General features: G+C 73.4%; 20 protein-coding genes. 10 read left to right on the forward strand and 10 right to left on the reverse strand.

Features of this window, described 5'->3' with window-relative positions; all coding sequences use genetic code 11:
* Window positions 1-35: 35 nt before the first annotated feature.
* Window positions 36-776 (reverse strand): DUF4347 domain-containing protein, encoded by a 741-nt coding sequence (locus tag WMF31_RS08160; protein WP_436601391.1) that lies wholly within the window; start codon window positions 774-776, stop codon window positions 36-38.
* Between the two features lie 200 nt (window positions 777-976).
* On the opposite strand from WMF31_RS08160, the gene WMF31_RS08165 reads away from it, so the two are divergent.
* From WMF31_RS08165 to WMF31_RS08180, 4 genes are all read left to right on the forward strand, one after another.
* A complete protein-coding gene (locus WMF31_RS08165; RefSeq protein WP_129352125.1) occupies window positions 977-2,314 on the forward strand; it encodes a Stp1/IreP family PP2C-type Ser/Thr phosphatase in 1,338 nt (445 codons plus the stop codon).
* Window positions 2,315-2,391: 77 nt separating this feature from the next.
* Entirely contained in the window at window positions 2,392-3,966 is a 1,575-nt protein-coding gene (locus WMF31_RS08170; protein WP_436601392.1) for a hypothetical protein, read from the forward strand.
* A gap of 61 nt (window positions 3,967-4,027) precedes the next feature.
* Window positions 4,028-5,512, forward strand: coding sequence for a hypothetical protein (locus tag WMF31_RS08175; protein WP_436601393.1), 1,485 nt, complete (start codon window positions 4,028-4,030; stop codon window positions 5,510-5,512).
* A 5-nt stretch (window positions 5,513-5,517) separates the two neighbouring features.
* The gene (locus WMF31_RS08180; RefSeq protein ID WP_436601394.1) at window positions 5,518-6,462 is read left to right on the forward strand and encodes an RluA family pseudouridine synthase; all 945 of its coding nucleotides are present in this window, start codon (window positions 5,518-5,520) and stop codon (window positions 6,460-6,462) included.
* A 17-nt stretch (window positions 6,463-6,479) separates the two neighbouring features.
* On the opposite strand, the gene WMF31_RS08185 is transcribed toward WMF31_RS08180, so the two are convergent.
* From WMF31_RS08185 to WMF31_RS08200, 4 genes are all read right to left on the reverse strand, one after another.
* Window positions 6,480-7,400 (reverse strand): M23 family metallopeptidase, encoded by a 921-nt coding sequence (locus tag WMF31_RS08185; RefSeq protein ID WP_436601395.1) that lies wholly within the window; start codon window positions 7,398-7,400, stop codon window positions 6,480-6,482.
* A 147-nt stretch (window positions 7,401-7,547) separates the two neighbouring features.
* The gene (locus WMF31_RS08190) at window positions 7,548-9,848 is read right to left on the reverse strand and encodes a CapA family protein (protein ID WP_436601396.1); all 2,301 of its coding nucleotides are present in this window, start codon (window positions 9,846-9,848) and stop codon (window positions 7,548-7,550) included.
* Between the two features lie 1,098 nt (window positions 9,849-10,946).
* A complete protein-coding gene (locus WMF31_RS08195) occupies window positions 10,947-12,932 on the reverse strand; it encodes a hypothetical protein (RefSeq protein ID WP_436601397.1) in 1,986 nt (661 codons plus the stop codon).
* Between the two features lie 135 nt (window positions 12,933-13,067).
* Entirely contained in the window at window positions 13,068-13,442 is a 375-nt protein-coding gene (locus WMF31_RS08200) for a hypothetical protein (protein WP_436601398.1), read from the reverse strand.
* Between WMF31_RS08200 and WMF31_RS08205 the strand changes: the two genes are divergently transcribed.
* The 3 genes from WMF31_RS08205 to WMF31_RS08215 all read left to right on the forward strand — a co-directional run bounded on the left by WMF31_RS08205 (window position 13,441) and on the right by WMF31_RS08215 (window position 16,177).
* Window positions 13,441-13,623 (forward strand): hypothetical protein, encoded by a 183-nt coding sequence (locus WMF31_RS08205; RefSeq protein ID WP_436601399.1) that lies wholly within the window; start codon window positions 13,441-13,443, stop codon window positions 13,621-13,623. The two genes, WMF31_RS08200 and WMF31_RS08205, sit on opposite strands and share 2 nt — an antisense overlap.
* Before the next feature lie 68 nt (window positions 13,624-13,691).
* The gene (locus WMF31_RS08210; protein WP_436601400.1) at window positions 13,692-14,273 is read left to right on the forward strand and encodes a hypothetical protein; all 582 of its coding nucleotides are present in this window, start codon (window positions 13,692-13,694) and stop codon (window positions 14,271-14,273) included.
* Between the two features lie 17 nt (window positions 14,274-14,290).
* Window positions 14,291-16,177 (forward strand): hypothetical protein, encoded by a 1,887-nt coding sequence (locus WMF31_RS08215; RefSeq protein ID WP_436601401.1) that lies wholly within the window; start codon window positions 14,291-14,293, stop codon window positions 16,175-16,177.
* Window positions 16,178-16,402: 225 nt separating this feature from the next.
* On the opposite strand, the gene WMF31_RS08220 is transcribed toward WMF31_RS08215, so the two are convergent.
* The 4 genes from WMF31_RS08220 to WMF31_RS08235 all read right to left on the reverse strand — a co-directional run bounded on the left by WMF31_RS08220 (window position 16,403) and on the right by WMF31_RS08235 (window position 19,119).
* Window positions 16,403-16,642 carry a hypothetical protein gene (locus WMF31_RS08220; protein WP_436601402.1) on the reverse strand — a complete coding sequence of 80 codons (240 nt, stop codon included), beginning with the start codon at window positions 16,640-16,642 and terminating at the stop codon, window positions 16,403-16,405.
* A 231-nt stretch (window positions 16,643-16,873) separates the two neighbouring features.
* Window positions 16,874-17,365, reverse strand: a complete 492-nt coding sequence (gene rraA / locus WMF31_RS08225) for a ribonuclease E activity regulator RraA (protein ID WP_436601403.1) — start codon at window positions 17,363-17,365, stop codon at window positions 16,874-16,876.
* A 147-nt stretch (window positions 17,366-17,512) separates the two neighbouring features.
* Window positions 17,513-18,436: a Grx4 family monothiol glutaredoxin gene (gene grxD / locus WMF31_RS08230; RefSeq protein ID WP_436601404.1), complete on the reverse strand. Its 924-nt coding sequence runs from the start codon at window positions 18,434-18,436 to the stop codon at window positions 17,513-17,515.
* Between the two features lie 173 nt (window positions 18,437-18,609).
* Entirely contained in the window at window positions 18,610-19,119 is a 510-nt protein-coding gene (locus WMF31_RS08235; RefSeq protein ID WP_436601405.1) for a hypothetical protein, read from the reverse strand.
* A gap of 491 nt (window positions 19,120-19,610) precedes the next feature.
* Between WMF31_RS08235 and WMF31_RS08240 the strand changes: the two genes are divergently transcribed.
* Both WMF31_RS08240 and WMF31_RS08245 read left to right on the forward strand, forming a co-directional pair.
* Entirely contained in the window at window positions 19,611-20,852 is a 1,242-nt protein-coding gene (locus WMF31_RS08240) for a type I restriction endonuclease (RefSeq protein ID WP_436601406.1), read from the forward strand.
* Between the two features lie 491 nt (window positions 20,853-21,343).
* The gene (locus WMF31_RS08245) at window positions 21,344-22,267 is read left to right on the forward strand and encodes a hypothetical protein (protein ID WP_436601407.1); all 924 of its coding nucleotides are present in this window, start codon (window positions 21,344-21,346) and stop codon (window positions 22,265-22,267) included.
* A 66-nt stretch (window positions 22,268-22,333) separates the two neighbouring features.
* Here WMF31_RS08245 and WMF31_RS08250 read toward each other — a convergent pair whose 3' ends face one another.
* A complete protein-coding gene (locus WMF31_RS08250) occupies window positions 22,334-25,249 on the reverse strand; it encodes an Hsp70 family protein (protein ID WP_436601408.1) in 2,916 nt (971 codons plus the stop codon).
* 298 nt (window positions 25,250-25,547) lie between these two features.
* On the opposite strand from WMF31_RS08250, the gene WMF31_RS08255 reads away from it, so the two are divergent.
* Window positions 25,548-26,057: an OmpA family protein gene (locus WMF31_RS08255; protein WP_436601409.1), complete on the forward strand. Its 510-nt coding sequence runs from the start codon at window positions 25,548-25,550 to the stop codon at window positions 26,055-26,057.
* Window positions 26,058-26,304 lie beyond the last annotated feature (247 nt).

A 26,304-nucleotide genomic window follows, 5' to 3' on the forward strand; every position in this document is an offset into this window, starting at 1 on the left:
GCCTCGCGCTCGCGGCAGCCGGCGGCCTCGCGGCCTCAGTAGCCCGGCGGCAGATTGAGCGTCAGGCACGTGACGGTGTTCGGCTCGCTCGCCCCCGACGCCCTGGCGCCGACCGGCCGCCCGCCGGAGAGGCGCACGCCCTCGCGCGGATCCCACGTCGGCTCCTCGCTCGGGCGGAGCGAGTGGGTCCCGCTCTGATAGAAGCCGATGATGTACGTGTGGCTCGCGACCCGGCAGCCGAGCCGGTCGGCGAGCGCCCGCGCGAAGGTCCGGCCGGTGTGGCCGAAGGCGCTGCAGCACCGCAGCCACACGACGGCCTCGGGGCCGGTGAGCTCCTCCCTGAACGCGGTCAGCGCGTCGTCGAGCGGGGAGCCCGGCCGGAGCGCGGCCTCGTCGAGCCGGGTCCCGCCGAGGGCCATGTACCCCCAGCCGCCGTGGCCCCAGGCCTGCAGCGACGCGATCTTCTGGCGGCGCGCGCGCGCCGTGCGCGCCGCCCACGCGAGCGACTCGGCCCAGCTCGCGGCGCCCAGCCACGCGTCGGCCGCGCCCGTCATGCGGTGCAGGACCGCTCCGGCGCGCCAGATCCGCGTGAGCCCGATCGAGATGTCCGCCGTCCCATCCGGCGGCGGCGCGTCCGGCGCCGTCGCGTCCGGCGCCGCGGGGGCGGCGGCGCGGCGCAGGCCCACGAGCCGGCGGCGCGCGTCGTTCACCCACCGCGCGGCGCCCCGCCCGAGGTCGGTGTTATCGAAGAGGACCAGCCGGAGCGACGTTCCCATGAGCTCCCCGGAATGTACCGCCGCTCGTTGCCCGGGCCACGGCGGCCTGTGCCCCACCCGCACCCCGAGCGCCTCCTGCCCACGCAGGCGCGTCCCGGGCGCGCGGGGCGCGCCGCGAGCCAGGGGGAGGTTGTCCCGTTCGCGGCGGGCGCAATCGCTAGTGATTTCCTCCCGCGGCCTCGGGTAGCCTGCCCGGACCGATGGGCCTGTCCGAAAACATCAGGTTTTATGCGGCCACGGATGTCGGCCGCATGCGGGACCACAACGAGGACAACTACCTCGTCGACAAGAAGCTCGCGCTCTTTGTGGTTGCCGACGGAATGGGCGGGCACGCCGCGGGCGAGGTCGCGAGCGCCCTCGCGGTCCGGATCATCCACGAGGAGCTCAAGAAAGAGCGGGATCTCATCGAGAACCAGGCGCGCAGCAACGTGCGGCGCGCCGCGATGAAGGAGGTCCTCAGCCTGCTGGAGCACGCCGTCCAGCGCGCATGCGCGCGCATCCACGAGGAGGCGAAGGCCGACGCGACCAAGCGCGGCATGGGCACGACGCTCTCGGCGCTCCTCATCGCAGGCTCGCACGGCTACATCGCGCACGTCGGCGACAGCCGCATCTACCTGCTCCGCGACGGGCGCATCCAGCAGGTCACCGAGGACCACACCGTCTACAACGAGCTCATCAAGCGCGGGAAGCTCACCCGCGACCAGATCGAGAAGGTCGCGCAGAAGAACGCGATCACGCGCGCCGTCGGCGTGTACGAGCGCGTCGAGGTCGACACGCTCACGATCGAGGTGCTCCCGGGCGACCAGTTCCTGCTCGCGTCGGACGGGCTCCACGGGTACATCGCGCACACCGCCGAGCTCGAGCCGTTCTTCGAGGAGGAGAACGGCGAGGCCGCCACGAACGGCCTCATCGATCTCGCGAACCGGAAGGGCGGCAAGGACAACATCACCGCCGTCCTCGTGCGGCTCGGCCAGGGCGACCACCGCGACAGCGTCCGCGCGCGGCTGCTCGCCCTGAAGCGCGACGTGCTCGCGAAGATGCCGCTGTTCGCGCGCCTGCACGAGCGCGAGATGCTCCGGGTCATGCAGGTCGCCGAGGTGCTCTCGTTCGAGCCCGGCCAGGTGGTGGTCCGCGAGGGGGATCGCGGCGACGAGCTGTTCATCGTGCTCTCGGGCCTCGTCCGGATCGTCCGCGGCGACGCCGTGCTGAGCGAGGTCGGCCCGGGCGAGCATTTCGGCGAGATGGCCCTCATCCGGAGCATGCCGCGCTCGGCCACCGTCTCGGCCGTCGAGCAGAGCGAGCTCATCGCCGTCCGGCGCGCCGACTTCTTCGAGATCCTCCGCAAGGAGCACGAGCTCGCCGTGAAGCTGCTCTGGCAGTTCCTGGGGGTGCTCGCCGACCGGCTCGATCAGACGTCGCGCGACCTGACCACCGCCCGCGAGGAGCTCGCCGCGGAGGACATCACGAGCGAGATCTTCCCCGACAGCGAGGAAGGGAAGAGCCCCTTCGCCCCCGACGAGCGCTCGCCGACGGGCTGAGTGGCCGGGCGAGCGATTCGCGGATTGACACCCTCCTACCTCGGCCGGTAGCGTCCGTCCGACGGATAACCATGAGCATGCACGGCAGAAGGTACGGCGAAGGCCATCTAGCGCGCGTCGCCATCAGCGTGGATGGGGGCTCGGCGTTCGTGTCGCTCGCCGTCGCCGCGGCGGCGCTCCTCGCGACACCCCCCGCGGCCGCCGACGAGCCGCGGAGCGCCACCGAGCCGCGCGTGATGCTCGAGTCGGGGGAGGTCACGAACGTGATCGACGCCTTCGACGACGGCGACACCTTCGATCTGAACCTGAGCCTCGGCTTCGAGTACTCGACGAAGAGCGCGAAGATCCGCCGCGAGACGAGCATCGCGGCGCCGGGGCTGTCGACGGGCGGCTACACGTCGAACCTGCTCAACGTCGCGAGCTACAGCGAGACGACCTCGAAGCTCATCCCGCGCGTCGACGTCGGCCTCTACAAGGACCTGGCGCTCTACCTCAAGCTGCCGATCATCCTGAACAGCTCGCGCGAGCTCACCGATCTCGACGGCAGCGCCGGCCAGCAGGACGTCGCGCTCGCGGGCGCGCCGGGGGAGCGGCTCTTCGACCTGCCCTTCAGGTCGCCGAGCCGCAGCGGCATCGAGCACCTGGCCGTCGGCCTCGACGTGAACATCATGAACCAGGCGCGCGACCGCACGAAGCCGACCTGGCTGTTCGGGATCGAGGGGCGCTTCCCCGTGAGCGAGCCGATGCACGCCTGCACCGAGTCGCCGAGGGACGGGCAGGTGAAGTGCGCCGATCCGACGGACATCAACCGGAACGACCGGAACGACCTCCAGTTCGAGGGGGGGCGCATCAGCCAGCGCGAGCCCGGCGTCTCTCGCGGCACGATCGGCCTCGAGGTGCACACGCTCCTGTCGAAGCGGATCAAGTACGTCGAGCCGTACGGCGGGCTCAAGGCGCTGTTCGAGTTCCAGCAGGAGTCGAGCGACTACGGCCTCATCGACCTCGAGCGGTCGCTGGTCAACCACCCGCCGCTCGTCGGCACGGTGCTGCTCGGCGTGATGATCATCCCGTGGGAGAACCGCGAGAAGTTCAGCCGGCTCACGTTCGATCTGCGCTTCACCGGCGAGTACCACTCCGAGGGGCGCGACTACTCGGAGCTGTTCGACGCGCTCGGCTCGAGCGACGCGCCCTCGCTGCGGCAGCCGCAGTGGGCGGCGTTCCGCGAGAACCCGTCGTACAACCCGACCGATTGCAGGAACGGCGTCCAGGCGGCCTGCGCCCCGTCGATCATCGACGAGGGCTCGCAGCGGACGTACTTCACGGGGCTCAGCGACGTGCAGGCGTACGGCTCCTACCGCGTCAAGGCGAGCGTGGCGTGGCAGGCGAGCGAGAACGTGAAGTTCCAGCTCGGCGTCGGCTTCCGCCACGACCAGGCGCACGGCATCGGCGGCGACCAGCCGTGCAACGCGGCGTTCAAGGACAGCCCCGGGGCCTCGGGGCCGTGCCGCCGCCAGAACGCCGACGGCTCCTTCGAGGTCACCGGCAGCCCGAACCCCAACTACCGCCAGACCATCAACTCGGTGGGCCGCCGCTTCTACGTCAACGACAGCAACACGTTCGACGTCTTCGCGAGCGGCACCGTGATGTTCTGATCGGCGCCCCGCGCGGCGGCGGCCGGCGCGGCGCGCGCCGCGGGGCCCGAGCAGCGACCCCATGATCGATCCCTGGCACCTCCGCGGTCGCGCGGGCGCCCTCGCGCTCGCCGCCGCGCTCGCCGCGTCGCCGGCGTCGGCCGAGCCCGCGCGCGCGGCGCCGGCCGAGCCTGCGCGCGCGGCGTCGCCCGCGCCTCTGCGCGCGGCCTCGCCCGCCCTGTCCAGGCAGCCCGCGCGCCCGGCGCGGCCCGCGGTCGTGCTCCCGACCGCGGTGGCGCCCGAGGCCGTCGAGCGCATGGCGCAGCTCGCGAGCGCGCTCGACGCGCTCCTCTCGGACACCGCGCAGGACCTCGGGCTCGCCCTGGACCTCCCCGGCCGCGTCGCGTCGCGGGCGCCGCTCGACGAGGCCGAGCTCGTGGCGCAAGCGCGCTCGGGCACGAAGCTCGTGATCGCGCCGAGCCTCGCGCTCCGCGGAGAGCTGGTGGAGCTCAGGATGGCGCTCGCGCCGCCGGGCGCGCGGTCGCTGCGGGTGCGCGTCGAGCGCGTCGCGCGCGACGATCTCGCCGTGCGCGCCGCGGTGATGCTCCGCGACCTGCTCGCGGAGCTCGACGGCGACGCCGCCGCCGCGCCTCGTCCTCGCGAGGAGGCGCCGTGCTCCGAGCGGTGCCGGGGCAGCCTGGCCACGCCGGCGCGCAGCGCGGGGAAGGCGACGCTCGCGGCGAACGCGACGCTCTACGGCGGCCTCGTGGGCTTCTCGATCCAGCGATCGAGCGGCTCGGACGATCCGCGCCTGCTCTATCCGCTGCTCGCGGTCGGGGCCGGCATCGGGCTCGGCGGGGCGATGATCATCGCGGAGGAGTGGGACATCGGCGTGGCCGACGCGTGGTTCCTCGGCTCCGCGGCGTGGTGGCCGACGATCGCGGGCCACCTCATCTACCAGGGCCGCTTCGCGGAGCACGCGGGCGATCCGGGCCAGGAGCGCTGGGCCTCCGGGCTCATCGGGGGCACCGCCGGGATCTCGCTCGCGGCGCTGGGGCTCTCGCTCGGCCCCATGTCCGAGGGCGGCGCGCTGCTCGCGCAGTCGGGCGGCGGGCTCGGGCTCCTCCTGGGCGGGCTGGTCGAGTGGGCGGCCAGGGCCGACGTGTACGAGACGCCGATCGCGGGGATGGGCTACGGCGCCGCGCTCGGCTGGCTCGCTGCGGCGGCGGCGGCGACGCAGGTCGACGTCACGGCCTCACAGGTCCTGTCGATCGACGTGGGCGCGCTGCTCGGCGGCCTGGGCGCCGCCGCGCTCGCGAGCCCGCTCGTGTTCGAGTCCCCGACGCCGGCTCAGCAGCGGGCCTGGGTGGGCGCGTCGGCGGGCGGGTTCCTGCTGGGGGCGGGCGTCGCGTGGTTCATGACGCGGCCCGCGCCCGCGGGCGGGCGCGCGGCGAGCGCCTCGTGGAACCGCGTCGGCCTGCCCATGATCGGAGTGATAGGAGAGAGCGTGGTCGGGGGCCTCCGGGCTCCCGCGCTCGGCCTCGGCTGGCAGGGCACGCTTCCGTAGGAGCCATGAAGATCACGATCACCGAGCTGGATGCAGGGACGCGCCTCGACAAGCTGCTCGTGCAGCGGGTGCCCGGGCTGGGGCGGGCGGGCGCGAAGCGGTTGTTCTCCGAGGGGCGCGTGCGGGTGCTCGGCGCCGGCAAGAGCGGCGCAGGCCGGCGCGCGTCGAAGGGCGACGTGGCGGAGGCGGGGGAGGTGGTGCTCGTCGACGTCGAGCCCGCCGAGGCCTCCGGGGCGGCGACGCCGGATCCCGACGTGCCGCTCCAGGTGGTGCTCGAGCGCGACGACCTCGTGGTGGTGGACAAGCCCGCCGGGATGCCCACGGCGCCGCTCGACCCGGGGGAGCGCGGCACGCTCGCGAACGCGCTCGTGGCCCGCTACCCCGAGATGGCGCGCATCGGCTTCTCCCCGCGGGAGCCCGGGCTGTGCCACCGGCTCGACACGGACACCAGCGGCCTCGTGCTGGCCGCGCGGACGGCCGACGCGTTCGCGGCGCTCTGCGCCGGGCTGAAGGAGGGGCGGCTCGACAAGCGCTACCTCCTGATCTGCCAGATCGGCGATCTGCCGGAGATGGGATCGATCGAGGTGCCGCTCGCGCCGCACCCGAAGGACAAGAAGCGGGTCTACCCGTGCATCCACCCGCGCGACGTGGCGCGGTACGCGCCGCGGCCGGCCGCGACGATGTACAAGCGCGTGCGGCAGGCGGGGCTCTGGGAGCTCGTCGAGGCGCGAGCCCCGAAGGCGCTGCGGCACCAGATCCGGGCGCACTTCGCGTCGGTGGGGCACCCGCTGGCCGGCGACGTGCTCTACGGCGGGCCCGCGGTGGAGGGGTTGAGCCGCCACGCGCTGCACGCGCACCACATCGGCTGGGGCGGCAGCGACGTGGTGCCCGCGTTCGTGGTGACGTCGCCGCTGCCCGCGGACATGGCCGCGCTGGTCGGCGACGGCTGAGCCGCCGCCCGCCCGGCTCAGCGGGCGCGCGCCTTGACCTCGTGGCCGTTCACGTCGCGCGCCCGCGCGGTGATCCGGAGATCGTCCTCCGACGCCGTCCCGTCGAGGTTGCTGAAGCGGAGCACGATGACGTAGGCCGAGGACTGCGCGTTGAACTTCGCCGGCTCGATCCGCACGCCCCCGAGGCTCTGGCTGTCGATGGTCGCGGGGTCCTCGTCGGACGTGTACTTGCGGTTCCACTCCTCGTAGTTGAACACCCGCTCCTCGATGAGCTCCCCGGTCGAGCGGTTCGACGTCGCGACCGCGACCTCGACGAGGCCCGGGGCGACGCTGGGCGTGGAGACCTCGACCTCGACCGAGACGCTGGACGCGCCGTCGGTGTCGGTGCGGCGCGCGGTGAGCGCCGGGGGCAGCCCGGGCGGCGCCGGCAAGAACCGGAGCGGATGCACGCTGTACGCCTTCGCGGTGCCGCCTTCCCGGATCTCGAAGTGCAGGTGAGGGAACAGGCTGCTGGCGGCGAGGCCGGTGTAGCCGATGTGCGCGCCGCGCCCGACCTCCTCGCCCTCCTCGACGAGCGGCATGACCAGGTGGATGTACGTGCTGTAGAAGCACGCATCCTCCTCGTCGCAGTGCTCGATCTGCACCGCGACGTCCTCGAAATCGCTGTAGCGCCCGGCGCGCGTCACCGTCCCCGCCGCGACGGCGTACACCGGGGTGCCCATCACGGTGGGGATGTCGATGCCCCGGTGGAAATCGTACACGCCGTCGCGCGAGGTCTGCAGCCGCGGGCCGAAGCTCGACGACAGCGGCTGGACCTCGCGCGTCCCCCCGATCGGCCACACGAGGTCCTCGACCTCGGGATCGGAGCCGCAGCCGAGGGCGGCCGCACAGAGCGCCAGCGCGGGCGCGAGCTGCAACGGATGGCGCGGTTCTCTCATGATGACCCCGTGGTGCGCGGGCGCTGACCAGGTGTGGAGCCCACGGCGTGGCGCGCGCCGTGAGGCTAACGAAGCCGCTGCGGGAAGTCGAGCGGGGGGAGCGGCGCGCCGCCGTGGCCGGCGGCGGCTCGGGCCACGCCGGCGCGCTCAGGGCGCGGCCGGCGCGAGCGCGTAGGTCCGGTGCGTCAGGGTCAGGCCGAGGCTCGTCAGCCCCGTGCTCGCGGCCGTGCAGCGGACGAAGCTCCAGTCGTTGGGCGTCGGGAACGCGAACCCGGCCGCGCCGTCCGCGATCGTGCCCTCCCACTCGACCAGCGACACGTCGTCGAGGAACGTGTTGGCCTCGCCGGTCGCGGGCGGGGTCGCCCTGAAATAGACGCGCACGGAGCCGGCGTTCGACGGCGGGGTGAGGTCGATGTCGAACCGCTCCCAGCCGTAGGTGCCGGCCGCGCGCGTGTACATCGTGCTGTTCGACACGCTCGATCCGCCGCTCGTGTACCAGTAGACCTGGACCCGGAACTGGCCCGCGTTCTCCCCCTTGAGGTAGCCGCTCAGGCTCAGCTTGCGGCCGGGCTGGAACTTGACGCGGTTCTTCATGTACGTCGAGACCTGCGTGGTGCTGCTCGATTTGCGCAGGAACACCATCGCGCCGGTCCCGCTGCGCACGACGCTGTTCTGGACGCGGCGGTAGTCGCTCATCGACCACATCGAGCCCTCGTGGAAGGCGTCGTCGACGTCGTGGTCCTCGAAGTCGCCGTAGAGCATGATCTCACGGCCGTAGTCGCAGCTCGCGGGGGCGCTCGTCCTGAGGCCGGCGAGCGAGTCCGCGGCGCTCGAGCGCGGGTACGCGACGGGCCCGGTGCTCCGGCTCGCGAGCGGCACGGCCCGCGCCTCGACGCGCTCGCTGGTCGTGTACTGCGAGGCGGCGCTCGCCGCCGCGGCCCGGGGGCCGCTCGGGAACACGACCGCCCCGGTGAGGCCGTCCGCCGCCCCGCCGGCCGTGGCCGACGGCGGCAGCGTCGTGGAGAGGTGGCCGATGTTGCGGATCGCCCGATCGAGCCAGGCGCCGCTCACGAGCTTCGGCACGTAGCCCTCGTTCTGGAACGGGATGAGCTGCACCCGGTGCACCGCACGGCTGCCGTCCGCGGCCTCGTCGATGTCGATCGCGGCGAGGTACGACTGGAACGTCTCGAAGACCTCCTGGTCGAAGACCATGTTGCCGAGCGACATGAAGACGAAGCGGGGGCCGGCGCCGGCGTCGACCAGCCCGACGCCCTGGATCGTGTGCGGGTGGTGCGCGACGACCATGCCGGCGCCCATCTGGACGAGCTGCGTGAACCGCAGCCGCATGCCGGACGAGGGATAGTCGCTGTACTCGATGCCCCCGTGCAGCACCGGGATGGCGAAGTACCCGGGCGCGTCCTCCCTCATGAAGTCGGCGATCGTGTCCCTGTTGAGCGCGAGCGCGCCGGCCTTCTCCGGCGGCCCGTCGGAGGCGGTGAGCGTGTACGCCGCGAGCGTGGTCCCGTCGTTCACTTGCTGGTTGAACCCCTGGAAGGCCACGTCGACGCCGCGGATCGTCCTGTAGAGCACGGTGCCCTTCGCCGTCGTCTCGTCGGGGCCCGCGCCGAACCCGTCGAGGCCGGCGTTCGGCACGGCGCTCAGCGTGTCGGAGACGCCTCCGTCCAGGTAGTCGTACATGTGATTGTTCGCGAGGCTCACCCCATCCACGCCGGCGAGCGCGAGCGCCCTGACCGTCTCGGGGTAGGAGAAGAACGTATAGGACTTGTACGGGTGGGGCGTCTCGGGGTTGGCCGTGACAGGCGACTCCAGGTTGACCTGGGTGTAGTCGGCCGCCGACAGGACGTCGCGCAGGAAGCCGAGGACGGCGCTCGCGTCCGCGCGCCGCGTCGCCGGGCGGATCAGGTCGCCGGCCTCGCCCTCGATGCCGTCGCCGTCGCTGTCGACGAAGCGCCGCCCGAACATCGTGTCACCGCCCACGAGGATCCGCGCGCGGCCCGGGCGCTGCTCGGTCAGCACGATCGTGCCTGTCCCGACGGCGGCCTCGTCGAGCGGGCGGTGCAGATCGGCGGGGACGATCTCGGTGTAGTACCCGTCGACCTCGACGCGCAGGAGGACCGAGCGCCGCGCGAGCGCCGATAGCGTGAACGCGCCCGCGGCGTTGGTGAACGCGAACTCGCCGTCGTTGGCCGCGCCGCTCCCCCAGCCGATGGCCGTCACCTCCGCCCCCGCGATCGGCTCCCCCGCCTCGTCGACGACCACGCCCTCGACGTCGATGGGGGTGGCCGCGTAGGTCGCGTCGAACGCCGCCTCGGCCGCGTCGAAGCGGTACGCCGCGTGCGCGCCGGTCGCCGCGAGCCCCACGCAGGCCGCAGCGCACGCGGACAGGGTGGGGGACGTGAAACTGCGGATGACGGGTCTTCTTGCCATGATTGCTCCCGATCGGCTGGGGGCCTGTCCGAGGACGGCTGACATCGACAGACGGAAACAGGCCAGAGCAGGGCCATGTCGGAGTGAGCCAGTCGCGCGCAAATGTGCCGTGTGACCGGGCTCCGGAGGTGCCCGAGGGCCAATAAGGGTCCCGAGCGTCGATTGGCGCTCAGCCCTCGCTGAGGAGACAGCGAGAGCGCCAGCCCATGCACGATTCGATCCGCTCCGTGCGCAGGTGCTCGAGAAGAGACGATCAGCGCGAGACTATCATGATGAGGTCGGCGCTCGCTATACGCTCGAGCGGGGCTGCGCGCGTTTTTCTTGTTTTGTTGGCATCGCACGATCGGCGATCGGTCAGGGCGCCATGCCATGTCGCTGTCGGCAGCATGGTGCGCAGGCACGTCGCGCTGTGGTGATGCGCGCTGGCGTCGTACATGGCCGTACGGTCGTGCGCCGGCGACTGGCGCGCTGGCTGGAAGCGCGTCAGTCGTCGGATCTCTGAGGATACTCCGATCTGACCAGAAAGCTCGCGCGGGAGGGTGGGAGGTCAGGCAGGTTGTCGTCTTTTTCTCCCGGCCGTCCCAGCTTGTCGTCTACGTCTGCTTTCTCTGCAGGTGGGGAACCTTCAGAACTCCGGAGGTTGGCGCCGATCCGACCGCGCGTGCTCCTGCGGGGCTCGGGGAGCATCCGTGCTTGGATCGGCGACTCGAAGCGTCCGGGCGGATTGCGACGATTATGGCCTGCACGGCGCTCCAGGGCGGGCGGCTGCCCGCTCTGAAAGCGGTTGGCGCCCTTTCCGTGGAGGTCGCCAGTCCGCGTCGCCGGGGTCGTCCCTGGTTCGGCGCCCACCCCGTGGGCCGATGGAGAGGGGGGCGCCGCGCGGGGCGCGGGACGGGCCGTGTCCGGGTCCCGGGGGACAGCGTACTAGCGCACCTGCGGGAAGTCGGGCCGAGAGGCGAACCGCCATGACGCCAAGGGCGCCAAGAAACCAGGGAGCTAGAAGGGGAAGATGGAGGGACGACCCTTCCCCTCTCTTCTTGGCGTCGTTGGCGCCATGGCGGTTCTTCTGCCGAGCCGGGGCAACTTCCCGCAGTAGTGCTAGGCTGCGGCGGAGACCGCCTTGTTCCGCGGGCGCGGCGTCCGGGGCGCGCCGGCGCCTCGCGGCCGGGTCGGCGCGGCGTCCGCGGGCGGGGTCGAGACGGCGCGGACCAGGGCGGCGGCGATGCCGGCCGTCATCCGCGCGGTCGGCAGCCGCGGCGCGAACGCGAGCACGCGCTCACCGGGGCGACGGCCGCGCGAGGACCGGCCGCTCTTCGCCAGCGACTCGACGGCGCGCTCGCACGGCGAGCCGGGCACGACGCGCAGGAGGACCTCGGGCAGCCCGATGGCGCCGCCGGCGCCGGGCGCGTACACGACGCCGACCTCGATCGACACGAAGCCGGGGAGCGCGGCGCGCGGCGCGAGGCCGAGCCGGAGCTCGTCGGCGTCGGGGCTGCCGTCCGGGATGCGGATCCGGCCGACGACGCGGAGCTCCGGCGTCGTCGCGGCGCTGGCCGCCGCGCCGGCGGGCGCCTTGCCGGCCCGCGCGCCCGCGCGCCCGGCCGCCTTCGCCGCGGCCCGGGGCGCCGCGCTCGCGCGCCCCTTCACCGCGCGCTTCACGCGCCGCGCGACGTCGCGCAGGAACGCGACCGGCCGGGCCGCCGGGTCGGGGGGGAGCTCGGCGAGGCGGCCGGTGCAGAAGATCGCGAGCAGCGCCGTCGCGTCGAGCGCGAGGAGGTGGGCGTGGTACGGCGAGACGGCGGCCACGGCGTGCACGCCCGCGCCGAGCGCGGCGAGCAGCGCGAGGAGCAGCCCCTTGCCGGCGCGCGTCGAGACGTCGAGGTAGACGCCGCGCGGCCGCGGCGGCTCGCGGAGCGCCTCGGCCTCCGCGACGGGGAGCCACTTGCCCGGGCCGCGCAGGGCCCCGCCGGCGCGCTCGGGGCGCGGGGTGCGGTGCGCGGCGAGCGCGGTGGCCGCGGCCACGAGCGCGGCGCCCGCGGTGCCGTCCTTGAGCAGCAGCTCGAGGGCGACGCCCGCGACGAGCGCGAGCCCCGCGAGGGCGGCGCGGGGCGCGAGCGGGATCGGGATGAGCGGCCGCGGCGCGGCGCCCGCGGCGCGCGCGAGGCGCTCGTGCTCGCGCGCCTTGAGCGCGACGAGGGCGCTGTAGAAGGCGAAGAGGGCCAGGCCGCCGGCGAGGTAGAGGGTGCGGCCGCGATCCGCGCCCGCGGCCGCGGCGTCGGCGAGGCGCCCGAGGGCGTCGGCGCCGGGCGGCGCCGCGGCGGCCGCGGGCTGAAAGGCGCGCGCGTCGGCGCGGATCGTCCACCGCAGCGGCTCGTTCTTCGGGGCGTACGGGCGGAGCAGCTCGAGCTCGTCCTGGTCGGCCAGGCGGCGGAGCGTCGAGAGCGTCACCGGCGCGTCGCCCGCCTCGTCGACGCCCGCGTCGCCGCCGCCCGCCTCGTCGTGGCGCGGCTCGTCGGGCGCCGCCGGGAGCTCGACGGTGAGGCGGGCCGCGTCGTAGCCGTCGTTCCAGAGGGGGCCGGTCCACGAGATGCGCGCGCTCTCGCCGTCCCGCTGGATGAGCCCGCGCTGCATGAGGTCGGTGCGGTAGCGGAACAGGAGCACGAACACGCCACGGCTCAGGCCCTTGCCGTCGAAGCGCGCGCGCAGCGTCGGCGGGCGGCGCGTGCCGTCCTCGCGCAGGCGCGTGTCGGGCGGCAGGAGCTCGAGCGCGACCGGCGTCGCGGACGCGAGCGAGCTCGCCGCCGCGGCCTTGGAGGGCACCACGTAGCTGCCCGGCTCGATCTGCGCGTCCGGATCGACGCCCCGGATGTCGAGCGCGCGGAGGGGCCCGCCCGAGATCTTCAGCGTGACCTTGTGCTCGACCGTGGCGGCGCCGGCCCGGTCGATCGAGAGCCGCACGTCGTCTCCGGCGACGTGCACCTCGACCCACGCCCGCGCCGGACGCGCGAGCGCGATCGACACGAGCGCCGCGAGCAACGAGAGCAGCAGCGCCGGCCCGGCACGGCGGGCGATGCGAGGGGGCATGGTGCAGACGTCCCACGGCGCCGCGCGCGGGGCCAAGTTCTCAGGGGGCCGCAGGGCGCGGGGCGCGTGTCGGGCAGGGGGCCGCCGCGCGCGGGGCGCGCGTCAGGCAGGGGGCCGCGGGGCGCGGGGCGCGCGTCAGAACACCACGCCGAGCGAGAGCGAGCCGAGGAGCTTGATCTTTCCCGCCTTGTTGTAAAATTCGACATACTCGTTGCCGGCCACGATCTGCACCGGATCGGCCAGCGCGACGCCGAGGCCGATCCCACCGGACATGGCGAACCCGCCGTCCCGGCCGAAGACGTTCGTGCTGCCGAGCATGCCGCCGAGCACGACGCTGCTCACGTCGCCGACGCCCGGCTCGACGGTCGGAAAGCGGGAGGTGAGGACCGCCTCGAACGACTCGTAGCCGATGCGCCCCTTGATCCAGAAGCCGCGCAGCGGCTTGCCTTCCACGTAGACGCCGACGTCGGCGGCGAGCGCGAAGCCTGTCGTGTCGAGCTGCTCATCCATGAGCGAGCCCCAGATCCAGGACGGCGCGACGCCCACGGTGAGCGGTCCGACGATGACGACCTCGCCCTCGAAGGTCATCCTCCCGAGCAGCAGCTCGAAGGGGTTGTACCGGACCGACCAGCGGCAGCAGGACGACTCCGGCGGCCTCGGGGGCGGCGGCGGCCCGTCCGGCAGCGCGTAGCCCTGACCCTGGCCGGGCGGCTGCTGGGGATAGCCCTGCTGCGGGTAGCCCTGCTGTTGAGGGTAGCCGTGCTGAGGATACCCCTGCTGGGGATAGCCCTGCTGTTGAGGGTAGCCGTGCTGAGGGTAACCCTGCTGGGGATAGCCCTGCTGTTGAGGGTAACCGTGCTGGGGATAGCCTTGTTGAGGATACCCCTGCTGAGGGTATCCCTGCTGTTGAGGGTATCCCTGCTGTTGAGGGTATCCCTGCTGTTGAGGGTATCCCTGCTGCTGAGGATACCCCTGCTGAGGATACCCCTGCTGGGGATAGCCTTGTTGAGGATACCCCTGCTGGGGTTGACCTTGCTGGGCGTGGCCCTGCTGGGGATAGCCGGTCCCTGCTTGGGCAGCTCCGGCGGGCTGTCCCTGACCTTGCGGGAGCGGCTGACCGGGCTCTTGCGCTGCCGCCGCGGGGGCGAAGGCGAAGAGGAGCGCGCCGAGCACGGCGCCGCAGGCTGCCGGGCGGCGGAGCGCCCTGGAGGAGGGCGCGCGCGCGGAGCCCCGGCCCGTGTTGGAAGCGCAGTCCATGGCGCTTCACTCTACCGAATCCCGTGCAGGCCGGCTACACGCGCGCTGCGACCGGTCGCTGCGCTCGCGCGCGCGATCACCTGACGGTAATCTCCCTGCCGATGCCGCCTGATTCCGATCCCGCCACCGCCCACGCGCCCGGCGGCGCCGCCCTCAGCGAACCCGCGGTCACGAACGACGAACCCGCGGCCGCGAACGGCGTCCTGGAGCCCGAGGCCGCGATGGACGCCGCGCATGGGGCGGAGACCCCCGCGGCCGAGCTCGATCGCGCGCTCTCGGAGCTCGGCGCGGCTGCGCTCGGCTTCGCGCGCATGTCGCCGCGCGACAAGGCCTCTCTGCTCCGCTCGATGCTGCCGGGCCTGCTCGCCGCTGCCCGCCCCATGGTGGAGGCGTCGTGCGCCGAACTGAGGCTCGACCCCGGCTCCGCGGCGAGCGGCGAGGCGTGGCTCTCCGGGCCGTGCGTCACCCTCGCGCACGCGCGTCTCCTGGCCGAGGCGCTCGAGGACATCGCCGCCCGCGGCCGCCCGCGGCTCGGCCGCGGCGCGGTGCGCGTCCGCGCCGACGGCCGGGTCGAGGTGGACGTGTTCCCCGCGCGCCTCCAGGACGCCGTGCTCCACGGGCCGCTCCGCGCGCGCGCGCTGATGCAGCCCGGCGCGACGCGCGCCGGCGTGCTGGAAGGGCAAGCGCCCTTCTATCAGCAGCGCGACCCCGACGGGGGCGTCGCGCTGGTGCTCGGCGCCGGCGACGCCGCGAGCGTCCCGCTGCGGGATGCGCTCCACAAGCTGTTCGTGGACGGGCGCGTCGTGGCGCTCAAGATGAGCCCCCGCAACGCCTACCTCGGCCCGATCCTCGAGCGCACCCTCGCGCCGCTCGTCTCGCGCGGGCTGCTCCGCGTCGTGTACGGCGGCGCCGACGTGGGCGCCTACCTCGCCGGCCACCCGGCGGTGTCCGAGGTGCACATCACCGGCTCGGCGGCCGCGCACGACGCGCTCGTCTGGGGGCCGCCGGGCCCCCTCGCGGCGCGCCGGCGGGCGTCGGGAGAGCCGCTGCTCGACAAGCCGATCACGTCCGCGCTCGGCAACGTGGGGCCGGTCCTCGTCATGCCGTGGCTCTACGGCGAGGACGAGCTCTGGTTCCAGGCGCGGAGCCTCGCGAGCCAGATCGCGAGCAGCACCTCGCTCGGCCGCGACGCGGCCCGGGTGCTCGTGCTGCCGAGGGGCTTCGCGCAGCGGTCGCTGCTCCTCCGGATGCTCCGCCGCGCGCTCGCCGGCGCGCCGCCGCGGCGCGCCGGCCACCCCGGGGCCGAGGCGCAGCGCGCCGCGCTCCTCGGCGGACGCCCGCCGCTCGCGGACACGCACCTCGAGGGGTCCGCCGACGCGCCGCTGCCGCGCGGGGCCGCGCGCCTCGGCGCGCCCGGGCCGGGCGAGCTCCCGTGGACGCTCGTCACCGGGCTGACCGAGGCGGACGCGGACGAGCCCCTGTTCTCGACCGAGTCGCCCAGCGGCCTCGTCCCGATCGTCGAGGTCGGCTCGAGCGATCCGGCGGAGTTCCTCTCGGCGGCGACGCGCTTCTGCAACGAGAGGCTCCGCGGCACCCTGAGCGCGACCCTGGTGGCGCACCCGGCGTCCGAGGAGGACCCCGCCGTCGAGGCCGCGCTCGACCGCGCCCTGCTCGAGCTCCGGTACGGCATCATCGCGGTGAACCACGCGCCCGCGGCCGCGCACGCGGTCGTCGTGCCGCCGTGGGGGGGCCACCCGAGCGCGACGCTCGCCGACATCCAGAGCGGGCTCGGCTTCGTCCACAACACGGCGATGCTCGGGCAGGTCGAGAAGGCGATCCTGCGCGCGCCGCTCACCACCGTTCCGCGGCCGCCCAGCTTCCGCGATCACCGGCGCGCCCACGTCGTGGGGGAGCGGCTCTCGGCCTGCGCGGCCGGGCCAGGGTGGGGCGCGATCGCGCGCGTCATGGCGGCGGCGCTGCGGGGGTGACCCCACCACCGGCCGCCGCCGCCACGAGAGGCGCTCCGGGCCGCGCGGGCGCTGGCACGACTGCGGGAAGTTGCCCCGGATCAGCAGAAGAGCCGCCAAGGCGCCAAGGCCGCCACGAGGAGAGGGGGAGGGCCGTTCCAGCGTTTCCCTCTCCTATTCCTCTTATTTCATGGCGCCCTTGGCGGCGTGACGGTTCGCTTTCCAGGCCGACTTCCCGCAGCAGAGCTAGGAGGGAAGCGACGAGCGGAATTCCTTCACCTTCTCCACGATGTCGCGCAGCGCGTTCCGCGACGTCTCGGAGACGTCCTCGGCCAGCTTCTCGGCGTCGAGGAGCGTGGGCTCCAGCTTGCCCCAGGCATCCTTCGCCTCCATCCCGGCGAGGTGCAGCCGGACCCGGATCTCATCGCGCAGCGTCTGGAGCGCCTCCAGGCTCTTCTGCAGGTCGCTCTTCAGGTCGGACGTCATGTTGCCCATTCTCCTCCTCCCGCTTTTGCGAGGTGTTGGTGTTCCCGCCACGAATGCATTGGCCGGGCCAGTCGGCGCGCTTCGACGCGGCGCGCGACGCCGGCGCGGTCTGGCCGGAGCCGGGCCCATCCATCTGGGACAGCCAGCGCGCATCGCGCGCGCGTCCTGTGGCGAATTTGCGCATCGAGGTGCGCTTTGCCTCGCCCGAGCGACAGCGCCCGTGGGAGCGCCTCAGGCGAGCGGCGCCTGGGCGTAGATGAGTCCGTCGTGGTCGGCGTAAACGAACCTGCCGGGGACATAGGTGATGCCGGCGAACGTCACGGGGATGTCGCGGTCTCCTGCGCCCTTCTTGTGGCTCTTTCGCGGGTGCGTCGCGAGGGCCTTCACGCCGATGGGGATACGGCTGATCGCCTCCGAGTCGCGGATGCAGCCGTACACGATCAACCCGGCCCATCCGTTCCGGTGGCCCAGGGCGGCGAGGTTGTCGCCGACGAGCGCGCAGCGGAGGGAGCCGCCGCCGTCCACGACCAGCACCCGCCCATGGCCCGGTTCTTCGAGCGCCGCGCGGACGAGCACGTTGTCCTCGTGGACCTTGACCGTGGCGACGCGCCCGTGAAACAGGCGAGCTCCGCCGTAATCCCGGAAGATCGGCTCGGCGACGAGGATCGCATCCGGGTGCGCGTCGCACAGGTCGGTGGTTCGGTGGCTGATCTCTGCGCTCATGGGCCTCCCTCCTTGACAGGTCTCTCCGGGCGCTGCCGGCGCTCGACCGGCATGCGCCCGCCGGACGGTATTGCCCTGGATCGACGGGGGAAGCGAACAGGAAGGAGGCGGGGGCGCGCGACGGCGGGGGACGTCGCGATGGCAGGGTCAATAACGCGGCACCGAGGGGTCGACCGTGCTCGACCACGCGTCGATCCCACCCTGGAGGTTGTAGACGTTCCTGAAGCCCTTCGCGAGGTAGTGCTCGGCCGCCGCGCGGCTGCGCCCGCCGTGGTGGCAGTGGAAGACGACCCGTGTGCCCTTGTCGAGCCGCTCCAGGTACTGCTGGCCATCGGCGTCGAGGTGCCGCGCGCCGTTGATCCTGGCGATCGTGCGCTCCTGGTCCGTCCGCACATCGAAGAGCTCGAGCGCCTCGCCGCGGTCCATCATCTCCTTGAGCGCGGCGGGCGCGAGCTCCTTGACCTTCGCCGGCTCGTTCGGGCTCTCCAGCTTGAAGCCGCCGCCGGAGGGGCCCTCGACGAAGTCGATCGACAGCCCCTCGGCGCGCCGCGCGCTCGCGGGATCGAGCAGGAACACGAGGCCGCCCGCCTGGACCTCGACGTCGCCCGCCTCCCGCGGGCCGAAATAGAGGCCGTACTTGTAGGAGGGGTCGATCTCGATGTGCACGAAGTCGGCGTCGGACTCCCGCGCGGCCTCGAACGCCGCGACGGCGGCCTGGGTCACGCGGATCGAGGGCGCCGGGACCTCCTCCTGCGCGAGGCCGAGCGTCTTCACCAGCTCCCCGGTCGCGTGCAGCTCCTTCACGATGTCGCAGCCGCCCACGAACTCGCCCCGGACATAGAGCTGCGGGATCGTCGGCCAGCTCGAGAACTCCTTGATGCCGTCGCGCAGCTCGGGGTCCGAGAGGACGTTCACGGTCCGGTACTCGGGCAGGAGCTCGTCGAGGATGTTCACCACCGTGGCCGAGAAGCCGCACTGCGGCATGCTCCGCGACCCCTTCATGAACAGGACGACATCGTTCTCGCGGATGATGGTGGCGATCCTGGAGCGCATGGGCTCGCTGAGGCTCATCGTTCTTCTCCCTCTGCGGGCGCGGCGCCGAGGTGGGCGATCGCGCGCGTCCGTGGGCGTCTCGCTAGCATGGGCCGTGCACGACAGCGAGGACCCGCGAGCGAGGATCCGCGGCCGGCGTGGCCCGTGTCCATGAGGGGCGGGATCGCCGGCCGACGGCGCGGATCGTCCGCTCAGCGGCTCAGCAGCAGGCCCACCACCGCCGCGAGCGCCGCGAGGGCCGCGAGGACGGCCGGCGCGCTGAGCGGCGCGCCCAGGAGCGGCCCGCGCGCCGCCCGGGAGCGCGCGAGGGCGCTCGACGGGGGCGGCGGCACGCGGAGCACGCCCGGCGACGCCGCCGTGTCCGCGCGGAGCTCGACGAGGAGCTGCTCGAGCGGGGCGTGCTCGCCGAAGGGGCGGACCAGCCGGACCGTGACGCAGCCCGCGAGGTCGGCCGGCAGCGAGAGGCGGAGCGTCCGCGCGGCGGGCTCTGCCGGGGCGCGGTGCGCGCCGCTCCGGTCGCAGCTATCGCAGCCGCCGCCGTCGCAGCGCGCGCAGCAGATGCGCGCGGGCACGGTGACCTCGATGCCCGCGCCGTCGCGCGCCCACGCCGCCGGGACGGCGAGCGAGAGGCGGCCTTGCGAGCCGCCCGAGGCGTCGAGTGCTCCGCGATCGATCAGCTGCCCGAGCTCGGCTCTGCCCATAGGGACCCTGTCGTGCCGCACCTGAGCGCCGGCGCCAAGGGCCGGCGCGGGGCGGGCCAGCGACGAGCGCGCCCGGCGCCGGCCTGCTCGGGCAGGCGTGGCGGCGCGGGGGATCGGGCAGGCGAAGGGGATCGGACAGGGAGCGGATCGCGCCGTCGCCGCGCACGCTGGGCAGCGACGGCGCGGTGCGCGGATCAGGGGCCGACGTCGACGACCTCCAAGCTCGAAATCCCCGAGCGAGCAGAGCGCGCGGTCGCCGTCGAGCGTCACCCGTCTTTCATGTGGAAGCAGGGCGTGGCGTTGCCCTGGGGGCAGCAAGCCGGGCACCTGCTGCTATCATATGTTGTTTTTGTTACAAATGCTGAGGAATTTTTCGTATCCAGCAACGAGAACGATAGGTGTATCGTTTAGCGTGAAAGTGTGCGCTCCTGTTCCGGAGGAGCGACTGCCAGTGAACCCGCTGGATCCATGCCGGTGCTCTCGGAGGGAATATGGCACTCCTCGACAATATCCGCCGCCTGAGCGAGAATGTCCGTAGACGACAACCCAATACGCGAGGAGAGCAAGCGACGAAAAACGCGCTCATCCTCCCCTTCCTGGATGCGCTCGGGTACGACATCTTCGACCCGACGGAGGTGCATCCTGAGTACATCGCTGATTTTGCCAAGAAGCGCCCGAGCGGCCCATCCGAGAAGGTTGATTACGCCATCTACCTGAACGGTATGCCGATCATGTTCTTCGAGTGCAAGTCTGCGGATGTGGAGCCGAACCTTCACAATGGTCAGCTTCAGCGCTATTTCAATGCCACGCCGTCGGTGAAGGTTGCCGTTGTGACGAACGGTATCCGTTATCTGTTCTTCACGGATCTCGAAGAGCCCAATATCATGGATTCTAAAGCCTTCTTCGAGTTCGATGTCCTCGCCTTTTCCGAGCGCGATGTCGAGACGCTGGAGGCGTTTTCGAAGGCGTTCTTCGATGCTGCTCTCGTGCGGCAGCGCGCCGAGGATATCATATATACCGGCAAGGTGACGGGCTACGTGAATGAGCTTCTCCGGAATCCGTCGGAGTCGTTTACTCGATTTCTTCTGGATGAAATCAATATCACGACTGGTAGGCTCACGGCCAAGAGGCTCGAGAAGTTCGTGCCCATTGTGAAGAAGGCGATCCAGTCGACGCTCCTCGAAATGGCGACCCGTTCGATAAAGCAGGAAACCTACGATCCCGTCCATCAGGCGCCGGTTGCTGCAGTCGGGACGCCGCCGCAGCCTTCTTCTCCGCGGCCGGCGGCGGAGTCGCAGCCTGACATTGGTAAGGGCGTCGTGACCACCGCCGAAGAGCTCGAAGCTTTCGAGATCATTTCGCGCATCTGCGCCGATTCGACGCTGAAGGACAAGCCTGAGGTTCAGTACCTTGATGCGGTGAACTACTTCGGCTTGAACATCGGAAACCGGAGAAAATGGTTCATGCGCCTCTTCTTCGACGGGCGCCGCAAGGCGGTGGTGACGCGCCTAGCCGTCGAGCGCGCGTCGCCGCTCGTCCCGGGCTTCGAGATCGAGCCCGCGCCCGAGAACATCGGTAAAAGCCGCGTGTACATCGCCGGCCTGAAGGACCTCGAGCGGCTTCGGCCCCTCGTGCTTCTTGCGTACGAGGAAGAGGTCAAGCGTGCGGAGGCGAGCAGCGAGGACGACGACGCACCGGCAGCCGCAGCCGCAGCCGAGCCGCTCCGGCACTGAGCCGGCACTCCGCGCGGTGCCCCCGCTGAGCCGGATGCAGGCGCCGCGGACCGGCGTCCTGTTGTCCGCCGCCGCCTCGATGCAGACGTCGGACTCCAGCGCCTTCCGCCAGCAGCTCCCACTAGGGGAGCGATAGCGTCCTCCGCGCGCCAATCGCTCAGCCCGCGACGGTCCACGGCCGGCGGCGCCGGCGCGGCGTTGTCGAACCCGCGGTTCTTCGGTGAGCCGCACCGCGCTGTGCCAGAGTGTGCAGCCACCAGGTCGCTGCTGTCGCTCTTTCCCCGCAAACCGTGCGCGGCGCCTGCAACCGCGGACCGGTCGCGGGCTGAACGGTTGGTGTACGGAAGACGGCGTCGATTCCCTGGCGGGCACTGCTGGCAGCGGGGTGACGTGGGTGCCCTGTGGATGTACCGCCGGCCTCGGGAGCCACAAGGCGCTGGCGCTGGCGCGTGCCGGATGGCACGGTCGAACTCTTGCTAGGAGGGCTTGATATGGATCGATTCAGCAAGCGTCATCGGTTGGTCGTCTCGATGCTCGTGCTCCTCGTCCCGGTGCTCACCGGCGCCAAGGGGCGAGGCTGTCAAGTCCCGGACTCGAGCGGCGGTGGACCCGGGGGCGGCGGGCCCGGGCCCGCGCCCACGGCCTGCGTCGTGACCGGCTGCAGCGGGCAGCTCTGCGCCGACGAGGACATCGCGAGCACCTGTGAGTGGCGGGAGGAGTATGCGTGTTACGCGAAGCACGGCGTGTGCGAGCGTGACGCCTCGGGTGAGTGCGGGTGGCGGGAGACGCCGGAGCTCGCGGCGTGCCTGGGCGGGGACGAGCCCGCGCCCTGCGTCGTGAGCGGTTGCAGCGGGCAGGTCTGCGCCGACGAGGACGTGGCCACCGACTGCGCGTGGCGGGAGGAGTACGCGTGTTATCAGGAGCTCGGCGTGTGCGAGCGCGACGCGTCGGGCGCGTGCGGGTGGCGGGAGACGCCGGAGCTCGCGGCGTGCCTGGGCGGGGGCGAGCCCGCGCCCTGCGTCGTGAGCGGCTGCAGCGGGCAGATCTGCGCCGACGAGCCGATGGCGAGCACCTGCGAGTGGCGGGAGGAGTACGCGTGTTACCAGGAGCTCGGCGTGTGCGAGCGCGACGCGTCGGGCGCGTGCGGGTGGCGGGAGACGCCGGAGCTCGCGGCGTGCCTGGACGGGGGCGAGCCCGCGCCCTGCGTCGTGACCGGCTGCAGCGGGCAGGTCTGCGCCGACAGGGACGTGATCACCACGTGCGAGTTCCGCGAGGAGTACGCGTGTTATCAGGAGCTCGGCGTGTGCGAGCGCGACGCGTCGGGCGCGTGCGGGTGGCGGGAGACGCCGGAGCTCGACGCCTGCATCGCGGCGGCGTCGGGGGACGACCGCGTGAGCCTGCCCGCGCGGCCGTGACGAGGTCCCGGCGCGCTCTCCCTGCGGGCGGCCCCATCCGGGCCGCCCGCGCGCGGGGGGCGGCCCTCACTCGCTGACGAGCCGCAGCCCGACCGGCAGCCCCTCGCCGAAGAACGCCTCGCGCTCGGCCTCCTCGACGGCGACCACCTCGCGCACGGCCCGCGCCCACGCCTCCGGCGCGCCGACCTTGACGAGCCGGCGCTCCACCTCGCCGCGGACGCGGTCCGACACGTCGCGCGCCCGGTCGCCGGTCCTGCGCGCGAGCTGGACCGCGGCCGCCGCCGCGGTCGGCAGCTCCTCCCACTTCTCGCGCAGGAGGTGGTCGAGCCAGCGCTCCGCCGCGGCCGGCGAGACCACGTGGTGCACGCTCGCGTAGGCCGGGACGCGCGCGCCGACGCGGCCGATCGCCGCCCACAGCCGCGGATCGCGCTCGGTCCACGTGCGCTCCAGCAGCCACGCGCCGAGCTCGCTCCGCCGGACCGCGGGCACCCGCTCGAGCGACGCGCAGAGCTCGCGCAGGTCGTCGAGCGCCTCCGGCTTCACCCCCTTCGGCTTCTTGAGCCGCTGCTCCGCGGGGGCGAGGAACGGGTCGGCGAGGTCCCGGATCGCCACCTGCCGCGGCTCGTCGAGGCCGCCCGCGACGCGGCGCCAGGCGATCCAGAACTGCTGCCACGAGCGCGCCTCCTGCGGGAACGCCAGCCGCTCGGCGAACAGCGGCGCGAGCGCGGCGACGCGCGCCGGATCGCCCGCGTCGCCGAAGCCGGGGCGGAGGCAGTAGCCGGCGAGCGACCAGAAGACGCGCTCGTGATCGGCCGAGCGCCGCCGCGAGCGCGCGCTCGGGATGAGCGCGTCGAACAGCGCCCGCGCGGTCTCCGTCGTCCAGGTCGCGCGCTCCCCGAGGACGCGCTCGAGCTCGCGGACGAGGTTCTTCACCTCCCGCGGCGCGACGTCGGGCCGCCCCTTGCCGAACACCCGGTCGAGCGCCTCCCGCGCGTCGTCGAGGCGCTTGCCGCCCGGCGCCGGCGCCGCCGGCCTGCCCGCCGCCCTCTCCGGCGCGGCCCCGCCCGGCGCCCGCCCCGGCGCGGCCCCGCCCGGCGCACCTCCCGCCCCGGCGGCGCGGGCGTCGCGGCCCTCCTCGCGGAGCTGGAACGCGAGCCGGAAGCGGCGCGGCGCCGGGACCCCCACCTCGACGCAGGCGAGATCGAGGGTGCCGATCGCGGTGAGCTCCCCCTCGATCTGCACGAGGACCTCCGCCTGCTTGCCGGCGGCGGCGCGCGCCGCGTCCCCGGCGTCGAACGCCACCGCGACCGGCGGCAGCGCCTGGAACCGGTCCTCCTCGAGCGGGACGATGTCGCCGGCGCGGTCCTCGCGCGCGTCGTCCGACGCGAACAGGTCGAACCGGACGGGGCGGCCCACCACGAGCGCGAAGGTCCGCCCGGCCGCCGTGTGCGCGCTGCCCTCCTCCGCGCCGCGCGGCACGACGCACACCGCGGGGCGCGGCCCCCCGCCGGCGGGCGGCTCCAGGCCGACGTAGTAGCCGCGCGCCGCGCCCCCCGCGATGCGCACGCCGTGGCCGGCGAGGGCGAGGCCGTACGCGACCGCGCCGCGCGCGACCGCGAGGTCGGGATCCGCCTGCTGCAGCACGTCGAGCGGCGGGCCGCCCCAGCGCTGGATGACCTCGGCGCAGCGCTCGGCGACGCGGCGCGCGCGGAAGACGCCGCCGTTCAGGAGCAGCGAGGTCGGGCCGGCGGCCCCGGGGGCGTGGCGCGCGAAGAACCAGGCCACGTGCCGGGTGATCGCGACGTCCCGCTCGTAGGGCAGGCCGAACGCGACGAGCCCGCTCCCGCCGCGCTGGGGGCGGGCGCCCCGCGGCGCCTCGGGGAAGAAGCCGTCCAGCACGACGCGCTCGGTCTCGTCGCGGCCGAGGCGCGTCGTGAGCGAGCCGCCGACGAGCCGCGCGCCGCGCGCGAGCACGGTGACCGGCGCCTCGTCCGGCGCGGGCTGCGTGGCCGCGCCGCCGGCTGCATCGCCCGCGTCGCCCTCGCCGCCGCCGAGCAGGCGCTCCTTGGCGGCGCGGCAGGCCAGCACGAGCTGCCCGAAGCGCGCCGGGTCGAGCCGCTCGCCGGCGCCGACGAGGCGGGGCTCGCAGAGGTGCGCGAGCGCGAGGTCCATGTTGTCGCCGCCGAGCAGCAGGTGGTGGCCGACCGCGACGCGCGAGACCTCGATCGGAGGGCCCCCCGCGGCCCCGGCGCCGCGCGGCGAGACGCGGATGAGCGACAGATCGGTGGTGCCGCCGCCGACGTCGCAGACGAGGACGGTCGCCTCGCCGCCCGAGCGGTCGAGCAGGGCGCGCTGGCCTTCCGGGCCCGCGAGCCGCATGAAATCGTAGAACGCGGCCTGCGGCTCCTCGAGCAGCCGCACCGAGAGGCCGGCGAGGCGCGCGGCCTCGACGGTGAGCTCGCGCGCGACCTGGTCGAACGAGGCCGGCACGGTGAGCACGACCTCCTGCGCCGCGAGCGGGTGGTCCGGGAAGGCGTCGTCCCAGGCGCGCCGCACGTGGGCGAGGATCCGCGCGCTGGCGTCGAGCGGCGAGGCGCGCGGCGGCGCGGCGGCCTCGTCCTCGTCGGGCGCGCCCCACGGCAGGATGGGCGCCGTGCGGTCGACGGCGGCGTGGCAGAGCCAGCTCTTCGCCGAGGCGATGAGCCGGCCGGGGACCTCGCCGCCGCGCCGGCGCGCGTGCTCGCCGAGGACGAAGGGCGCGTCGCCGAACGGGTCGGCCTGCGCCTCGGCGGGCAGGGGCGCGTAGAGCAGCGAGGGCAGGAGCGGCCGCGCCTCGATCTCGGTGGCCGTCACGAGCTGCGGGATCGAGAAGATGCGGATGGCGTCCGGCCTGGCGTCGCGCTCGGCCCATGCCACGACGGTGTGCGTGGTGCCGAGGTCGATGCCGACGATCAGGCTCCGGTTCTTCGCGGGGGCGGGCATACGTGAGCGCTGCCACGATACTGGATCGACGCGGCGAAGGCCGCATGCCCGGCGTGCTCGGCCCGGGGTGGCGCGGGCCGCGGCGCTCGCCGGGGCGCTTCTGCCGGGCGGAGCCCCGTGCTAGAGCACCGATCACGTTGAACAAGCGAGAGCTCAACCGCCAAGACACCAAGGACGCCAAGAATTGATTCTCTCCTTGGCGTCCTTGGCGTCCTTGGCGTCTTGGCGGTTCGAATTTCTGCACTTTTCAGGGGGGTTCAACCCGTTTGTCGCCCTAGAGGCGCGGTGAGGCAGGGAGATGCGAGCGAACCGGGCGATCTGGCTTGTGGTGATGGGCGGCCTTGCGGCGGGGTGCGGGTCGGCGAAGGTCGAGACGACGGCGGCGATGACGGCCCAGCCGCCCCCGCCGCCCCCGCCGCCCGCGCAGCCGGCGGCGCCCGCCGATGCGGTCATCGAGGGGGATCGCATCAAGATCGCCCGGCCGATCTTCTACGATCTCGACAAGGACGAGATCCGCCCCGAGTCGTTCCCGGTCCTCGACGCGGTGGCGAACATCCTCCGGACGCACCCCGAGATCATCGCGCTCACGGTCGAGGGGCACACCGACAACCAGGGCTCGGTGGAGCACAACATCAAGCTGTCCGAGCGCCGGGCGAACGCCGTGGTCCGCTACCTCGTCCAGCGCGGCGTCACGACGCCGATGACGGCGCCGGGCTACGGGGCCGCCGCGCCGGTCTGCTTCACGAACGACGAGGGCTGCCGCGCCATGAACCGGCGCGTGGAGTTCCGGATCAAGACGGCGAACTGATCGCCCCGAGCCCGTGGGCCGGCGCGCCGGGCGCCCGGTCCCCGCGGCGCTCCCCGCCTTCCGGCGCGCGGCTCACTGCGCTGCGCGTGCGCCAGGACAACAGGCCAGGTTAACACGGGCCTCCACTCGAGATCGCCCGCTTTCCGCTGCGCCGGCTCGCATCCTGTCCCGATGCCGCGATGCCGCGATGCCGCGCCGGGCGCGCGTCATGACGCCTGAGGATGCCCGTCTGCCTGTGTGTCTGTGG

Source organism: Sorangium sp. So ce1036, from assembly GCF_051369805.1.
Classification (GTDB): Bacteria; Myxococcota_A; Polyangia; order Polyangiales; family Polyangiaceae; genus Sorangium; species Sorangium cellulosum_F.

What these genes read in the sequence shown, in the direction of transcription:
- WMF31_RS08160 (WP_436601391.1), bottom strand. Translation starts at nt 776, where the DNA reads ATGGGAACGTCGCTCCGGCTGGTCCTCTTCGATAACACCGACCTCGGG.
- WMF31_RS08165 (WP_129352125.1), top strand. Translation starts at nt 977, where the DNA reads ATGGGCCTGTCCGAAAACATCAGGTTTTATGCGGCCACGGATGTCGGC.
- WMF31_RS08170 (WP_436601392.1), top strand. Translation starts at nt 2,392, where the DNA reads ATGCACGGCAGAAGGTACGGCGAAGGCCATCTAGCGCGCGTCGCCATC.
- WMF31_RS08175 (WP_436601393.1), top strand. Translation starts at nt 4,028, where the DNA reads ATGATCGATCCCTGGCACCTCCGCGGTCGCGCGGGCGCCCTCGCGCTC.
- WMF31_RS08180 (WP_436601394.1), top strand. Translation starts at nt 5,518, where the DNA reads ATGAAGATCACGATCACCGAGCTGGATGCAGGGACGCGCCTCGACAAG.
- WMF31_RS08185 (WP_436601395.1), bottom strand. Translation starts at nt 7,400, where the DNA reads ATGAGAGAACCGCGCCATCCGTTGCAGCTCGCGCCCGCGCTGGCGCTC.
- WMF31_RS08190 (WP_436601396.1), bottom strand. Translation starts at nt 9,848, where the DNA reads ATGGCAAGAAGACCCGTCATCCGCAGTTTCACGTCCCCCACCCTGTCC.
- WMF31_RS08195 (WP_436601397.1), bottom strand. Translation starts at nt 12,932, where the DNA reads ATGCCCCCTCGCATCGCCCGCCGTGCCGGGCCGGCGCTGCTGCTCTCG.
- WMF31_RS08205 (WP_436601399.1), top strand. Translation starts at nt 13,441, where the DNA reads ATGAGCGAGCCCCAGATCCAGGACGGCGCGACGCCCACGGTGAGCGGT.
- WMF31_RS08200 (WP_436601398.1), bottom strand. Translation starts at nt 13,442, where the DNA reads ATGGATGAGCAGCTCGACACGACAGGCTTCGCGCTCGCCGCCGACGTC.
- WMF31_RS08215 (WP_436601401.1), top strand. Translation starts at nt 14,291, where the DNA reads ATGCCGCCTGATTCCGATCCCGCCACCGCCCACGCGCCCGGCGGCGCC.
- WMF31_RS08220 (WP_436601402.1), bottom strand. Translation starts at nt 16,642, where the DNA reads ATGACGTCCGACCTGAAGAGCGACCTGCAGAAGAGCCTGGAGGCGCTC.
- rraA (WP_436601403.1), bottom strand. Translation starts at nt 17,365, where the DNA reads ATGAGCGCAGAGATCAGCCACCGAACCACCGACCTGTGCGACGCGCAC.
- grxD (WP_436601404.1), bottom strand. Translation starts at nt 18,436, where the DNA reads ATGAGCCTCAGCGAGCCCATGCGCTCCAGGATCGCCACCATCATCCGC.
- WMF31_RS08235 (WP_436601405.1), bottom strand. Translation starts at nt 19,119, where the DNA reads ATGGGCAGAGCCGAGCTCGGGCAGCTGATCGATCGCGGAGCACTCGAC.
- WMF31_RS08240 (WP_436601406.1), top strand. Translation starts at nt 19,611, where the DNA reads ATGGCACTCCTCGACAATATCCGCCGCCTGAGCGAGAATGTCCGTAGA.
- WMF31_RS08245 (WP_436601407.1), top strand. Translation starts at nt 21,344, where the DNA reads ATGGATCGATTCAGCAAGCGTCATCGGTTGGTCGTCTCGATGCTCGTG.
- WMF31_RS08250 (WP_436601408.1), bottom strand. Translation starts at nt 25,249, where the DNA reads ATGCCCGCCCCCGCGAAGAACCGGAGCCTGATCGTCGGCATCGACCTC.
- WMF31_RS08255 (WP_436601409.1), top strand. Translation starts at nt 25,548, where the DNA reads ATGCGAGCGAACCGGGCGATCTGGCTTGTGGTGATGGGCGGCCTTGCG.